Source organism: Rhodanobacter sp. Root480, assembly GCF_001426645.1.
In the GTDB taxonomy this organism is placed as follows: Bacteria; Pseudomonadota; Gammaproteobacteria; order Xanthomonadales; family Rhodanobacteraceae; genus Rhodanobacter; species Rhodanobacter ginsenosidimutans.
On sequence record NZ_LMEX01000002.1, the window covers coordinates 915,725 to 929,607 of the forward strand.

A 13,883-nucleotide genomic window follows, 5' to 3' on the forward strand; every position below is an offset into this window, starting at 1 on the left:
GTCCGGCGGCCATCCGCAATTTCCAATTTCCCAAATGGTTGCGATCGAAACCTGCGGCTCTTCATCGTTGAACCAATGGCGGGAGAAATTGTAACCCTCACCCCTCCACATATTCGAGGGCTAGATGAGAATTAGAATTGTCGCTGCCCAACTCTCCGAATATTTCCGTTCAGTCATTCGCTCGCGCGTACCGATCAGGCCGCTTCCCGATCGATTCGTTCGCCCGCGCGACACAAGTGCACAGAGAGCTTAATCAAAAGCATGTAGAACGCTGCCTGTGACAAGGTACAAAGACGTTTATCAGGAAGCTGGAGAAATTCGCGACGCACAGCCTGGATCGCGTCAAGCAAAACCACAGAGTCTTCCTCAAGCTCGCCTCCTCCGGGCAAGAAGAACATATCCGTTGTCTCCTGCATCCGAATGGATCGCAACCTGCTTTCAATGGAATCTTTTGCGTAGCCACCTTTCGCGAAGGTCTCCCTCAACTTTGCCATTGAGGCGAGCGGCGCAACTAAGACAGACACCGGCAACGGGCGCTCATTCTCACCCGAAATGTCACAGCTATTCGAGACGATCATGATTCGCGTTAGGCGGCGAATAATCTCTCCATTCCCACGCGTAACTACGAAATGCTTTTGATCGTAAACATCACCTTGCAACGCATGTTCAAGGGGATTGCCCAAGTAGTAGCGCATCTTTTCAGGGAAAAGATCGAGCTCTCTTCGCAAGCTTTCTCGCGACGGATCAGACAGATAGCTCGCTAAGGAAAGTTCTTCAAGTGGGCTTGCCATACTAGCTGAGCAAACCTTCCAGATCATCCCAGATCAGCACCTGATCTTCGGCCGCCAAACGAGACTGACTCGCCTCGAAACGCTCTGTGAATTTGCGAAAGAAATGATCAAGTGATGGATCAAGAACTGCCGTGACCTTGGTCACTCGTGCCGTAGACGGATGAGCGTCAAACACACGCCAACGCTTGACCGGTGCTTCTGGCCTCTCGGGCACTGTTGACTGAACAAATTGTAGCGACGCAAGAGTGCCAACCGTGGCACTAATTGCCACCACTGCACAAAAGTTTCTAACACCGCTGTACTCAACGAGATTCATAGATAGGCCCTCGATCCTTTAGCGCCGATTCCGAAATGATTGCAAAAAAAGCGTCTTTGACTTGCGTGTGCAGTTCCTCCAGCAAATCCGCTCCCTCCCGAAGGATGTCCTTGCTCTCAACGTTATGTATGACATCGATATCAACGAGACAACCGGTGCTTTCGTGCCCTAGCTTTTGCGCAGTCGCCATGTTCGCGAGCTGCACGATTTTCGTAAATGAACCGCGAGTCTGTTCCGTTCTTATTTGCAGACTGCCGCTATCAACGGGCTGACTATCTATCAACAGATGCACATCGGAAAAGTCGGCAATATTTTCGCTCTTGCCTTCAATCAAATTGACATATTTGAGACTTGCCCTAGTTACGTGTTCAACGATGTTAAAGCCCGCGACCGCTGACCATACTTCTAGTATCAGCGCCTTGAAGTTAGACCACCCCTTGTATGAGTTAAGGGCAATGGTCAATATGTGCTCACCGATTACAATTACATAGCCTTCACCGATCAGCTTTTGCGATGGCATATAGCGCATTCCTGGATTTGCATCGAGGACAAACGACGGAAGCTGAATCGGGTTGAGGTTCTCAATCCCCGAAAATTTCATTCCGCCACCAGCGCTAAATAGCATGCCGGGTAGTAAGGACGCCGCGCCCTTCGACTCGAAGCGAATCTCACATAGAGCCTCGACAATTGTGTCCTTCTCAAGGCGCAGTGGTTGAAGCTTGTTTGCCTCGATGATCATGGGTGCGCGCTCGTCCTTCCAGTAGGCAAATTGGGCTGAGTATACGGCTACGCATGATGTACGGCTACGTATGTGGGCCGGGTCACCTGTTGGCATATAGCCATCATTTTCGACTACGAGCAAGCGGAAATGTTCACTTTGCCGCTTCAACAAGCGTCCTCAACGACACAGGGACGTATTTGTATAGAATTCCTTGATGGTACAATATGGCCTAACGAACGTTACGTCATTCTGTACCTATGGAGGGAACCGATGAAGATCGTCAGTTACCTGCGCGTCTCCACCCGCAAACAAGGCAACAGTGGCCTAGGCCTGGAAGCCCAGCGGACGGCAATTGATGCCTACGCCGCGCAGCGGCAGGCAAGGGTCATTGAGACCTTCACCGAAGTTGAAAGCGGCAAGGTCAACACACGGCCGGAGCTACTGAAGGCACTGCACCTCGCCAAGGTCACAGGAGCTACCCTGGTGATCGCCAAGCTGGATCGGCTCTCCCGCAATGCGGCCTTCCTGCTCAGGCTGCGCGATAGTGGTGTCCGCTTCGTGGCGGCGGACATGCCGAACGCGAACGACCTCACGGTCGGCATCATGGCCCTTGTGGCCCAGCAGGAACGTGAGGCGATCTCCAAACGCACCAAGGAGGCGCTGGGAGCCGCCAAAGCCCGAGGAGTGCGCTTGGGTAACCCGAACGGCGCCGCGGCGTTGAGGCGCGCTGGGCGGGGCAATGCGGCGAGCGTGAAGGCCATCCGAGCTCATGCCGATAGCCACGCACACAACCTGCAACCCGTCGTCACCGCATTAGCAGAGGAAGGCGTCTTCAGTCTTGGCGCTGTTGCCAATGCGTTGAATGAACGAGGCATGCTCACACCGCGAGGTGGGCAGTGGCACAAGTCCTCCGTCCGCAATCTACTTGCGCGACTCGATCCAGATGGGCGATCGGAACCAAGTTAGTCATACACGCTACCCCGTGCGGCGAAGGCGACAAGTTCGATCTCCGACTTTGCTGCGACCGGGTTGATTACGAGGCGATGATCACCGACCCGGTATCTCCAACGGCCCTTGAGATCGCCCTGTAATGGCTTGAACGTATCGCCTTGTACCTTGAAGGGAAATTCATAGTTCACAAGACCCATGATGGTTTCAAACACTCGACCTGCGAGCTTGCGATCAAGCTGACTGAGATCCTTCTGGAACTGTGCCCCAAAGCGAATTAGCCAAGGCGGTGGGCCTAGGTCAATGCGCTCAGAAAGGATGTGCATATCGACACGGGCGCTATCGAATGTCTTGGCTGACTTGATGCCGCTGCGAGGTGGTTTCTTGCCCTCACGCAGCGCCCAAAAAGTAGCCTCCAGATCGAGAGGTGAGCAAACCCACTCGTATACGTCATCCTCTTTCGCTGCCACGGACTGCTTGATGTTGCTGGCCAAGCCACTATGAGCGGCGAGGATGTCCTGCACCTGCGCCGGTGCAAACGCCACATCCCAGCACCACTGACCGAACCCGCCCTTTTGGTTCACGCCTTGCACCCAAGCGTCGAGCGCAGCTCGCTTGGCCTTGTTCTGTTCGCTGTCCTCGCCCTTGATTTCCAGCACCAACGTCTTGCCGTTGGTCAGGCGCACCAGGAAGTCGGGAATGAATCGGCGGCGGGCACCGTTCCACAGGTAGTACACCTGAAACCCGAGATGGTCGTTCTTGGCATAAGCCTCCACCAACGGGCTGCTCTCGAATAGGTTGGCTGCGTGGCCCTCCCAGCCGCTGTCACCGACCATGCGGTTGATCTGCGACTTCACAGCATCAATTGTGGGCTTGGTGGTGTACCAGGTGCGCATGTAGCGGGTCGATCCGATCGGAAACTCTTCGTCGAAGATCGGCTCCATGCGTTCGGAATTCTTTGAGTACACATGCCGAAGCAGATGCTGCACAACGAGGTCACGATTGAGTGCCAGCAGGATGCGCTTGCGCAACGGCTCGCTGTGATACAGCGACGGGATCACCAGTTTGTCGGAGTCGAAGAACTTCTCCAGCAGGCGGACCAGCTGTGCAACGAGGTACTCCGGGTTGCCTTGGAACTTTCCGCGCATCTCGTCGAATGCGTTGCGGGCCGACAGGAACAACAGTCGCTGCAACCGGAAGGCCTCAGGGATCAACTCCAGATCAATGCGCTCCACCTTGCTCAGATCCGAAGCATTGCCCAGCGCGGGCGCCAGGTCGGCGCTGATCGGAGTCTGTGCCGGATCGAGCTCCAGCGGCTCCAGCTCATTCCACTTCACGTCGAGCACCGGCTTCACCACTGGGTCGACGCGCAGCACGTTTGGCCAGCGGATCTCAAGCGCGTTGCGCTCATCTAGTGACTCGATCATCTTACTCGGCTTGGGTGGTGGCGGTGCTTCGCCACCCTCGCCAACGTCCTGGAAGATCGAGAGCGGCACGCCGAAAATGTTGACGTACTCCGGAAGAAACAGTCCGTCGTCGTCCATCTCATAGCTCACGCGCCGGAGGCCGCGGCCGATCACCTGCTCGCACAACAGCTGGCTAGTGAAGGCGCGCAGACCCATGATATGGGTGACGTTCTTTGCGTCCCAGCCTTCGGACAGCATGGCCACCGAGATCACGTTCTGCAGGTTCTGGCCGGCACTGCCGGGCTTGCCCACGTTGTCCACGATGGCCCGAAGCACTTCTTCCTTTTTCTGGGTCAGCAGTTCCGCCTTGCGCTGCTCGGAGAGCCCTGAAGACTCCACAATCGCCTGCAGGCGTGCCTCGTAGTCCTTGTCAGCGGGCGCGTTCTCACCCACCTCAGCCTTCTCCAGCACTCGCGAGTCCACCCTCAGCAGGCGGTCCTTCTCGTGCAACTCGGGCCAGAAGGCGTTACCACTGGCGAAGTAGTGCTCGATGCGTGCGGCCGTCTCCGTCTTGTTGCATACCGTCAGCATCACAGGTGGTGAGCTGTGGCCTAACTCCTGCCAGCTATGCAGGGCGGCACGCCAATCGGCACCTAGCAGGGTGAAAGCATCCTGCACCAGCTTCGGCAGCGCCTCATGGGGTTGAGCGCCGCGCCGATTCAGATCCTCACCCACCTCGGGTTCGCGGTAAAGGTGATATAGCTTCGAGCGCAGCGTGGCGGCGTTGGGCAACGCATCGTCGCGCACGACCACGCGAGGCGTTTTCACCAGGCCAGCCTCGATCGCATCATTCAGCCCAAAATCGGAGACGATCCAGCCGAACAAGCCTTTCTCCGTGTTGGATCGACCGGTGGGTGCGAACGGAGTTGCCGAGAGATCAAAACAACGCTGCACGCGGCGGGTCTTGTGGATACGGTCGAGTCCCTCGATCCAGCGGGTCGCCTCCTCCAGATCCAGGCCCATCTCTGCCGCACGTTTCTTGGTGGCGCTGTCGCGCTTGTCGTCCGCGCTCATCCGATAGGCATGGTGCGCCTCATCGTTGATCACCACGAGGTCTTTGTAACTCGCCAGCTTGCCGAGCACGCGCCGGGTGAACGCTTCGTCGGATTCCTTCCCCTTGCGCACGACTGAGCGAGTGGGTTCCTTCAGAGGCATCAGGGTGTGCCAGTTCTCCACCAGCAGCTCAGCGCGATTCAGTCGCTGTCGCTGGGCATCGGTCGGACACATTCCGAATTCATCATAGACATTGGCGGGGTTGCCAGGCATCAGCACCTGCAGGCGTTCACGCACGGTCAGACCGGGTGCGACGATGAAGATCGCGCTGGAGAAGTCCTTGTTGCGCTTCGGGTAGGCCTGGGCGTTCAACACCTGCCAAGTGATGATCATCGCCATCACTGCGGTTTTGCCGCTACCTGTCGCCATTTTGTTGCACAGGCGCGACCAGGGACCGCCATCGCCCGGCACGTAGATCCCTTGCTTGTATTCCGCGGCAGCCTCGACCCACCAGATCAGCGTCTCAATGGCTTCCAGCTGACAGAAGTAGAAAGGATGTTGCCGCGCCTCGCGGTCGTACCAGTGCTCCAGCAGGCTGCGCGTCACGCTGGTGATGCCGGGGTAGTCCGCCTCGCGCCAGGCATCCACCCGTTCGCGTATGCGCATCACGTCATCCAGCGACTCAGTGCGACGCGTGTTCTCGCGCGTGTCGATGATGTCGTAGCCGGCCGGGCGGCGCCCATCAATTAGCTGCAGGCGGCCGTCCTTGTCCGCCCAGTGGCGAGCCGGGCGCACGAAAGGGGAATTGATGATCAGCGACTTCGGTGCAGTCATGATCTGCTCCTCAGTCAATCACGATGATCTTGAGCGACTCGATACCGCGGTCGTCCACGATCTTCACTGCCACCTTGCGGTTGTCGCCAGGCTCAAACGGCAGGCTCACGGTGCCGTGGAACTGTTGCAGCAGCGACTCATTGAGCTCAGCCTTGATGTTCTTTTTCAGCTTCTCCCAGCCATCCTTCTTGCCTGCCATCGGGAAGAACACTTGGCTCGGAAACAGCGAGCGCTCGTCGTAGTCGGTATCCAGCGACCACATGGCGATCTTGCCCTTGCCGCCAGACACCAGGTCGCCCTTGTTGGTGTCGAAGTAATCGAAGCCGTGCACCTCCACTTGGTAGTGCCCGTCCTTCAGCCTGCGTAGCTCCACGTCCGGCTGGCCCATCAGCCAGAAGCTCTGGTTGCCTCGCTGCTTCTTCTTCAGGTCCTCGGTCAACAAGTCGGTGTTCATCTGCGCCTTTAGCGCGGTGATGCCCTTGGTGTTGTCGATGTCCTTGGCCGCCTCGGGGTCGAAAGTGAAGGCCGCGAACACGATCATCTTGGGCCGCGGGAACAGCTCGCCGGCCTCACGCATCGCCATCTCCACCTGCCGCTGCTCCAGTGCGGCATACTCGGGACCGAAGCTCACCACCAAGCGCTCACCCGTCTCCACCAAGGTGCCCGTCAGATGGATGTAGCGCAGCCCTGGCACGGTTTCCAGCGAAGCGAACTTAAGTATCTGGCCCTTCTTGCCTCGGATGCCAGAATTCATCAGCTCGTCGCGGTAGGAATGCTGACGTAGTGATTCACCCGACCGCGCGATGCTGGTGTCCGCCTCCGTAGTCTGTGTGTTCTCCGCCTCCTCTAGCGAAGCCACTGAGGGGAAGGGTACGGCCTCCACCGTGAACGGCCCTGTGATGCGCAGGCGGGTCTTGGACGCCTCAGGTTGGTCGTAGAGCGTCTCCTGGTCCGCGTGGGCGGCAATGGACGCGTCCATGCGCTGCTGCATCGCCTGGCGTTCTTCGTGGAAGGCATCGAATGCCTTGCGGGCTGCCGCAGGCCAGCCCTCCGGGTAGTCGAACGGCACCTCCCACCCCTGCAATGCGGCCCCCTTAGCGAAGTCGAGTGACTCAGCCTTGCGGCCACCTTCAGTCACCTTGAAGCGCTCCTTGGGTGGCGCCGCGCGCAGCTTGGCGTTGAGCGTTGCCAACGCATCCTCAATGGCCGAATGGTCGCGCTCGTAGATCGTGTCGATCTCCTGATTGTTGGCGATCGACTTCAGGGTGACGTGCGGCACCGTCTTGTAAATGAAGCCGGCTTTCAGTCCCTCGTGCGGATACTTCAGCTCGTAGTAGTCATAGCTGGCTGTCATCAGTCGCTGCTTGGCCAGCGTCACCGACACGCGCGAGGTATCGCAGGTGATCCAGCGTCGACCCCATTTCTCGGCGACAATTGCGGTCGTGCCGGAGCCGCAGGTGGGATCGAGTACGAGATCGCCAGGGTCAGTGGCCATCAACAAACAGCGTTCAACAATTTTTTGGCTAGTCTGTACTACGTAGACCTTATCCTCGGAAAAACCTGTCATCAACACATCTCGCCAGATGTTGTTGATAGGTGAGACACCGAAGTCGTTCAGCATTCGGCGGTACATTAGCGAGTTCCCTATCGGCTCCAGTCTGTTCGCAACACTTAAACGCGCAAATCCCTTCGAGTGAGTCTTCCAGTACCCCTTGCCCGGCACGAAGTCTTTACCATGGTGAGAAACAGGGAAATCACCGGGAGGACGTTGACTAGTTAGGTTGTCAGCCGCAAACACTTGGAGCCCGACTTGAAGGTCTGACGGCTGCGCGCGCTCAACGGGGGTCATGCGTCGACGCTCGCCTGTCTCCTTCGATACTACCCATGTGTACTGCGTCGTTCCCTCGCCGCCGAGAGCCTTGTCAGTGAAGAGTTGTCGATACTTCAGCTTCGATTTGTCTCTAGCGTAGAAAAGTACGATGTCAGCTACTCCTGCTAAGAATTCTGAAGTAGCGCTCGATGTCTTGACGGCAATGATCTCCGCAACAAGGTTTTCAGCGCCGAACATTTCGTCAAGAAGATTGCGCGCGAGGTGAACATTCTCGTCGCCAATTTGCACGAAAACACTACCCGACTCGTGTAGCAGCTCCTTCGCCAGCAGTAGCCGGTCGCGCAGGTAAGTCAGGTAGGAGTGGATGCCAAGCTCCCACGTGTCCCGGAACGCCTTGATCATCTCCGGTTCCTGGGTCAGGTCCTGATCACTGCGGTCCTTCACATCGCGCTTGTTGACGAACGGCTGGAAATTACTGCCGTACTTGATGCCGTAGGGCGGGTCGATGTAGATCATCTGTACCTGTCCGGCCATGCTCTCCTTCTGCAGCAGACTGTTCATCACCTGCAGCGAGTCGCCCGCGATCAGGCGGTTGGCCCAGCCGCGATCGTGCTTGTAGAACTCGATCGCCTCGCGGTAGCTCAGCGGCTGGTCGAACCAAGCGCGGAACATGTCGTCCTGCAATTGCGGGCTGGTCGCACCTTTCTTGCCGTCCTTTATTCGCTTTCTGATCCGGCCCAGGATGGTGGCAGGGTCGATGCGTTCATGCACATGCAGCGAGACGGTATCCACGTCAAAGCTCGTGCGCTCGGCCTTGCCGGCCCAGTTGAGGTACGGCGCACTCATGCGCTTCAATTCAGTCAACGCTTCATAAGCTGGATATTTCTGCCGCTCGCTAGAAATGCGCGCACGCAGGTTGGTGACGACCTCGCGGATGGCAGCTTCGTCGCCACCTGCCAATGCATGATCTAGCCAGGCAAGAATTTCGCCCGTAGCGGCCTCAGTCTCATTGCTACTGGCTGCCAGTGCGTCGTCGATCAACCGCTCGATCTGAGAGCGGCCGATGTCGAACTGGAGCGCAGGGTCGATATGCGGGTCATAAGCCCAGGTCGTCTTGGGTTGATCCGGATCGTCGTCAGGAGTGACCAGGCCCACCTCGGGATTGTTTGTGCGGTGGTCCTTGTGCTGGTAGGCCACCACCTTCTCTTCTGATTCCGCACCGCGCGTCTTGGCCTTGGTCGGCTGCCCCACCTGTCGCTTGGCGAGAGGCAACCCGGTTTGCTTCGGCTTAGGCCGCTGGGCGTCTTCGGGAATCTCTTGGGACTCCAGGGTCAACACTGCGTTCTCGGTAGCTTCCAGCAGTCGCACAGAACCGCCGCGACCCTGTCCCTTGGCCACAATCCCCTCCTCGACCAGTCCGTCGCGTGTGCTGCTATAGAGCTCCTCTGACACCTCTTCGTCGAGCGTCGCGCTGAGCTGAGACCGCAGTCGAATATTGCCAATCGGTGTGCCGTCTTGAGGCAGTGCGGCGAGTAGCAATTGCCGCAACGTGGCGACGGTCAGCTCGGACATCGGTTCCTTCCTATCGTAATTTGTTGCGGCTACTCTACGCGGCCGCTGCGTCGTGCAGCACGGTACTCCAGTGCTGCCAAGCCTAGCCCATGGACACAGCCCACCCCATTGTCCATATCCGGCTTTCCGCTTGCGAGGGGGTGAGGGGTGTCGAGTTTTGATTAGAGCGCATGACCGCAGTAACCAAAGACAGCCAGCCGAAGAACAAGCGATTCAATCCGTCACGACAGCCCACCAGCGAGGGAGCGAAGGCACTGGTGGCGCTGGTGCGCAAAGAGCTACTTCACTACGAAGCCCGGTTCGAGCCACGACAACGTGCTCGCAAGGCGGCCGACCAGGTGCGGTTCGACCGCATCATCAGCGCCATCGTCTGTGATCTGGTGCATGGCGCACTGACTGACCCCAAAACCTGGCGGCACATCTCCCTGTCCAAGCGTAAGCAAGGCCTGGAGTCTGTCGGCGCGCCCTTCATGACTGAGGAGCGAATCAGAATCATCGAATGGATGAGCAAGCCGGAGATGGACTGGCTGGAGCTCACCAAAGCCTCACAGGCCCGCAATCCCTTTGGTGGCCAGCAGTCAACCATCCGGGCCTCGGGGCGCCTGCGTCGGCACATTAACGAAGGCGACCTGCAACTCGCAGACTTCGGGCACGACGTGACGTTGATGGGAGACCCCATCGTGCTTCGCAGCGCAAAGGTGCGGGGGAAGGCCTCCAATCTCCCTGTTCCCCCTGGCGAACCCGCTGACATCTACCGCGCCGAGATGCTTCAGATCAACGCCTGGCTAGCGGCCGCAGACATTGAGTCCGACTTGGACAGCCAAGGCAACGAACGGGACACTGGCGACCGCTGGGTGACACGCATCTTCAACAACGGCAGTTTGGACGAAGGTGGACGCCCCACGGGTGGCTTCTGGTCGTCCATGTCTGGCAAGAGCCGACTGAACGACTTGCGAATTCATGGCGAGCCGGTGGTCAGCCTGGACTACGGGCAATGCGGTATCCGCATCGCTTACGGAATGTTGGGTGTTGAGCCCCCTGCGGGCGACCTGTACTGCGTACCAGGGCTTGAGCGGTTCCGAGAGGGCGTCAAGAAGGTCTTCATCTCGCAGTTCTTCAGTTCCAAGGAGCTCGGCAGGAAACCTCAGGGGTCTGCCAAACACCTTCCGAGACACATGAGCATTCGGGAGGTCGAGGAGCTGATCCTTCGGCATCATCAACCGCTGCGCGCCATGTTCTATCGCGGTGCGGGTATGGCGATCCAGCGCAGGGAGGGCGACATCCTGGTTCGCTGCCTGCTTGACCTCATGCATCGGCAGATCGTGGCGTTGCCCGTGTACGACTGTCTGCTGGTCCCTCGTTCGGCTGCGCAAGAGACACGCCTGGTCATGCTCAATTGCTTCAGGGCGATCGCGGGTGTCGATGGTCTCGTGGTTGCCAAGCACGATGGTGATGAATGAACGTGATGCCCTTTCTTCCCTACCCTCATCTTCACTGTGTCTTCCACCCTCCATGTGATCCCTTGGGGGTATGTGTGAGGAGGTGTGAGGGAGGGGTACCTATAGAGATCTTTCTTCTCCCCACAGAAGGGGGTCGTAAGCCAGATCAGCATGGAGCAGCCACGCCATGACAGGTGCCAACCAGCGCCAGCGGCGCCTCGCCGATCTCCGCAAACGCATCACTGGGCCACAGGATGCCTACGAGCGGTGCAGAGCGTATCCGTGCGGCAACAACACCACGGCGGACCGCGGAGAGGGGCTCAATCGGCTCTACTGCCGCAAGCATGTTGAGTTCTATCGGCGGCACGGCAGCTACGTCAAACGGAGCTACGGGGCCGGCGAACTCAAGCCGTATCGTGAACGCGCCATGGCCTGGCTACAGAGCCATCGCGATGACGCAGAGGTGCAGAGCGCAGCCGAAGGTGTACGACGACTCTACCGGGCCGCAGGGGCACCTGTCGAAGCCTTCAGGCTCCCTGGCAAGTCTCCTGCGGAGCGTGCCAAGGCCATATGGGCTCAGCTGCGGAAACGAGAGGTTGACCCGCTGGAGGTGCTCGCTGTGTGGCTGGCAGTCGACATGTGCTTGCGCGACGACATACAGCCCGACCGCCATGACGAGTACCGGCAGGTGCAAGCCGCGAAGCTGATCCATCGAATGGCTGGCGGCACCCACAAGCGTTGGGAGCACCAGCGGGCCAATGGGCATGTCGAGGTTACCGAGCTTCATAAATATCCCGTCAGCCGCGGACAGGTACTCCGTGTGTTGGGCAGCAGCCTCGCTGCGGCCTGCAGGGACCTATCTGGTCCCGATTGCTGAGCAGCGGCCACGCACACAACGAGAAAACACGTGACTAAGCAAAACCCACATCCGGATGCCGTAACTGATGATGACGAGAAGTCGAATCAGGCGGTCATTCGTCAGGACTCCGCAGGTCGCTATTGCGTCAACGATCTCCATGATGTGGCTGGCGGATCGCACAAGCACGACCCATCGTTCTACTTTGAGCTAGCGGAAACTCAGGAGCTGATCATGCTCTTGCGCCGGGAACAAAGCTCGACTGGCATCGACCCAGTCGTGTCACCGGACGGCCCTGACGGACTCACGTTCGTCTCGGATGACATCGCAATCGACTACACATCGTGGCTGAGCCCCCAAACGAGGCTCGCCCTGTACGGCGGGTTTCGAGCCCAACGAGAGCGATTTATAGGCGGTGAGACCGACATCAGATCGACAGCTGAGATCTTCGAGGAAGCGATGGTGCAAGCCGGCGAGAGCTCAGAGCGCGGAGGACGCTCCAAGCCTCACTGAGTCAAACCGGTAGCTGCAACTTGGTGACAACATTATGTAGCGCGGCCAGATTAGTACGTTTGCCATATCTGCCAGACGTGATGTTGTCGTTCTCGTGGCCGACCACCTCGGCAATGTGGTACTCGGCGACCCCCAAATCCTTCAGCCGCGTCGCAAAGGTCCCCCGAAAGCTCTGCACCGATTTGCGCCTGTCGATAACGCCAGCACTTCGTAGCCAGCGATTGAGCTGTTTCGACAACAGGTCCATGTTGCCCCGTGCAGGGTTCGCAGTGAACCGAACGCGCTCCGGAAAGAGAAACTCCTGGTCGCAGGCCGAAACGAAGTCCATTAGACCGAGCTCAATAAGCCGCGGATGGATCGGAACTTTCCGCTTGCTTCCATCCGTCTTCAGGTTCTTCTGCTCCGAGTCCTCGTTGAAGTCGAACACCGCCACGCCCAGCTCCATACGCACGTCGACCTTGCGCAGTTGGGCAGCCTCGCCCATCCGGCAGCCGGTGTAGGCCATGATCCGTGGAATCCAAGTTCCGTAGGGCTCCTTGGCCTTCTTTTCGATCTCGGCGAAGAACGCGGTGATGTCACTGTCGTCGAAGGCCTTGCGCGCGTCCTGGGCACGCCCCTCCTCAACATCATGGAGGACGTGTGCCGGATTCTGTGCAATGTGGTCGTGCTCCGCCGCCCAAGCGAACAGAGTACGGACGTGCTGATAGTGCTTGTTGACGCTACGTGATTCGAGGCGTGCCACGTTGACATCACTGCCTGTCGCGGCCAGCACCTCTGCGACGGCCAGGCCTCGATACCGCTTGGTCATATTGGCTGGCAGCCGCGTGATGTCGAGCCCGAGCTGGCGGATGTCATGCTTGGTGACTTCTCCAATAGCTGGGTCACCAAGAAGGTCGGCAATCAACTTGAAGATCGTTTCGCCCTGCTTGGCAGTCTTCGCTGACCAGCGGTTTTGTGCGATGCGCTCCTCGGCATACAGTGCAGCCATTTCGGAGACATTCGGACTCGGCTTCGGCACTGCAACCACATGAGCTCTCTGGGCTACCTCTGGGCGCCTCAAAGGCTCACCAGCAATCGCCTTTATCTCAGCTACTCCCGCCTGTAATTGAACCTCGATCAGGCGCCGCGCGAGCTTGCGACGTGCCTGCTCATCAGCCTGTGGAGCCATCTCGGCGGCAAGGTCGATTGCCAACGACACATCGGCTTCCGCCAAGGCATCTGAGAGCTCGTGACAGCGTTCGTTGATTTGCGAGGAGTGAATCTCAAGGCCACCGGAACTCCAACCGTCCAGAGCGAGGCGATCTTCAATCTCGTCGAACGAGGTCGCGAGGTAACGCTGTGTCAGCGTTTCCAGTTCCTCTGGTTTCATTGAACGCCCGCGTCTTCGCACATGGTTGAACAGGATGCCGACATGAGATTCCCAAAGCGACTGGCGACGAAGCGCCTCGCTCGCATCTGTCGTTCGCAAACTCCGAATGATCTCTGCACGGCGCAGCTGTCGCTGCAGATCCGCCGGCACAAACATCCTGGAAGTGAATACCTTCCCTCGTCGTCGTAGCATTTCTCGTAACACTCATCGTAGCAGTACGCCAAAACAGTGCAG

10 protein-coding genes are annotated in these 13,883 nt (G+C 58.4%); 4 read left to right on the plus strand and 6 right to left on the minus strand.

Annotated features, from left to right (window positions below):
- Nucleotides 1-194: 194 nt before the first annotated feature.
- Genes ASD22_RS16735 through ASD22_RS11125 form a run of 3 tightly spaced genes read right to left on the minus strand, consistent with a single transcriptional unit; the run spans nt 195 to nt 1,846 of the window.
- Entirely contained in the window at nt 195-791 is a 597-nt protein-coding gene (locus ASD22_RS16735) for a hypothetical protein (protein ID WP_156458995.1), read from the minus strand.
- Nucleotide 792: 1 nt separating this feature from the next.
- Nucleotides 793-1,107, minus strand: coding sequence for a hypothetical protein (locus ASD22_RS16740; RefSeq protein WP_156458996.1), 315 nt, complete (start codon nt 1,105-1,107; stop codon nt 793-795).
- The gene (locus ASD22_RS11125) at nt 1,094-1,846 is read right to left on the minus strand and encodes a TIGR04255 family protein (protein WP_056083063.1); all 753 of its coding nucleotides are present in this window, start codon (nt 1,844-1,846) and stop codon (nt 1,094-1,096) included. The genes ASD22_RS16740 and ASD22_RS11125 overlap by 14 nt, the downstream gene beginning before the upstream one ends.
- A gap of 252 nt (nt 1,847-2,098) precedes the next feature.
- On the opposite strand from ASD22_RS11125, the gene ASD22_RS11130 reads away from it, so the two are divergent.
- On the plus strand, nt 2,099-2,794 hold the full coding sequence (locus tag ASD22_RS11130; RefSeq protein WP_056083066.1) for a recombinase family protein: 696 nt from the start codon (nt 2,099-2,101) through the stop codon (nt 2,792-2,794).
- On the opposite strand, the gene ASD22_RS11135 is transcribed toward ASD22_RS11130, so the two are convergent.
- Together ASD22_RS11135 and ASD22_RS11140 are read right to left on the minus strand one after the other, a co-directional pair.
- Nucleotides 2,791-6,069, minus strand: a complete 3,279-nt coding sequence (locus ASD22_RS11135; RefSeq protein WP_082520229.1) for a DEAD/DEAH box helicase family protein — start codon at nt 6,067-6,069, stop codon at nt 2,791-2,793. The two genes, ASD22_RS11130 and ASD22_RS11135, sit on opposite strands and share 4 nt — an antisense overlap.
- Nucleotides 6,070-6,079: 10 nt before the next feature.
- A complete protein-coding gene (locus ASD22_RS11140) occupies nt 6,080-9,472 on the minus strand; it encodes a site-specific DNA-methyltransferase (protein WP_056083069.1) in 3,393 nt (1,130 codons plus the stop codon).
- 170 nt (nt 9,473-9,642) lie between these two features.
- Here ASD22_RS11140 and ASD22_RS11145 point away from each other — a divergent pair, with 170 nt between their 5' ends.
- The 3 genes from ASD22_RS11145 (at nt 9,643) to ASD22_RS11155 (ending at nt 12,280) form a co-directional block, all read left to right on the plus strand.
- Nucleotides 9,643-10,932, plus strand: a complete 1,290-nt coding sequence (locus tag ASD22_RS11145; RefSeq protein WP_056083072.1) for a hypothetical protein — start codon at nt 9,643-9,645, stop codon at nt 10,930-10,932.
- A 166-nt stretch (nt 10,933-11,098) separates the two neighbouring features.
- Nucleotides 11,099-11,788 carry a hypothetical protein gene (locus ASD22_RS11150; protein ID WP_200946352.1) on the plus strand — a complete coding sequence of 230 codons (690 nt, stop codon included), beginning with the start codon at nt 11,099-11,101 and terminating at the stop codon, nt 11,786-11,788.
- A gap of 30 nt (nt 11,789-11,818) precedes the next feature.
- On the plus strand, nt 11,819-12,280 hold the full coding sequence (locus ASD22_RS11155; RefSeq protein ID WP_082520230.1) for a KilA-N domain-containing protein: 462 nt from the start codon (nt 11,819-11,821) through the stop codon (nt 12,278-12,280).
- A gap of 1 nt (nt 12,281) precedes the next feature.
- Here ASD22_RS11155 and ASD22_RS11160 read toward each other — a convergent pair whose 3' ends face one another.
- Nucleotides 12,282-13,841, minus strand: coding sequence for a site-specific integrase (locus ASD22_RS11160; RefSeq protein WP_082520231.1), 1,560 nt, complete (start codon nt 13,839-13,841; stop codon nt 12,282-12,284).
- Nucleotides 13,842-13,883 lie beyond the last annotated feature (42 nt).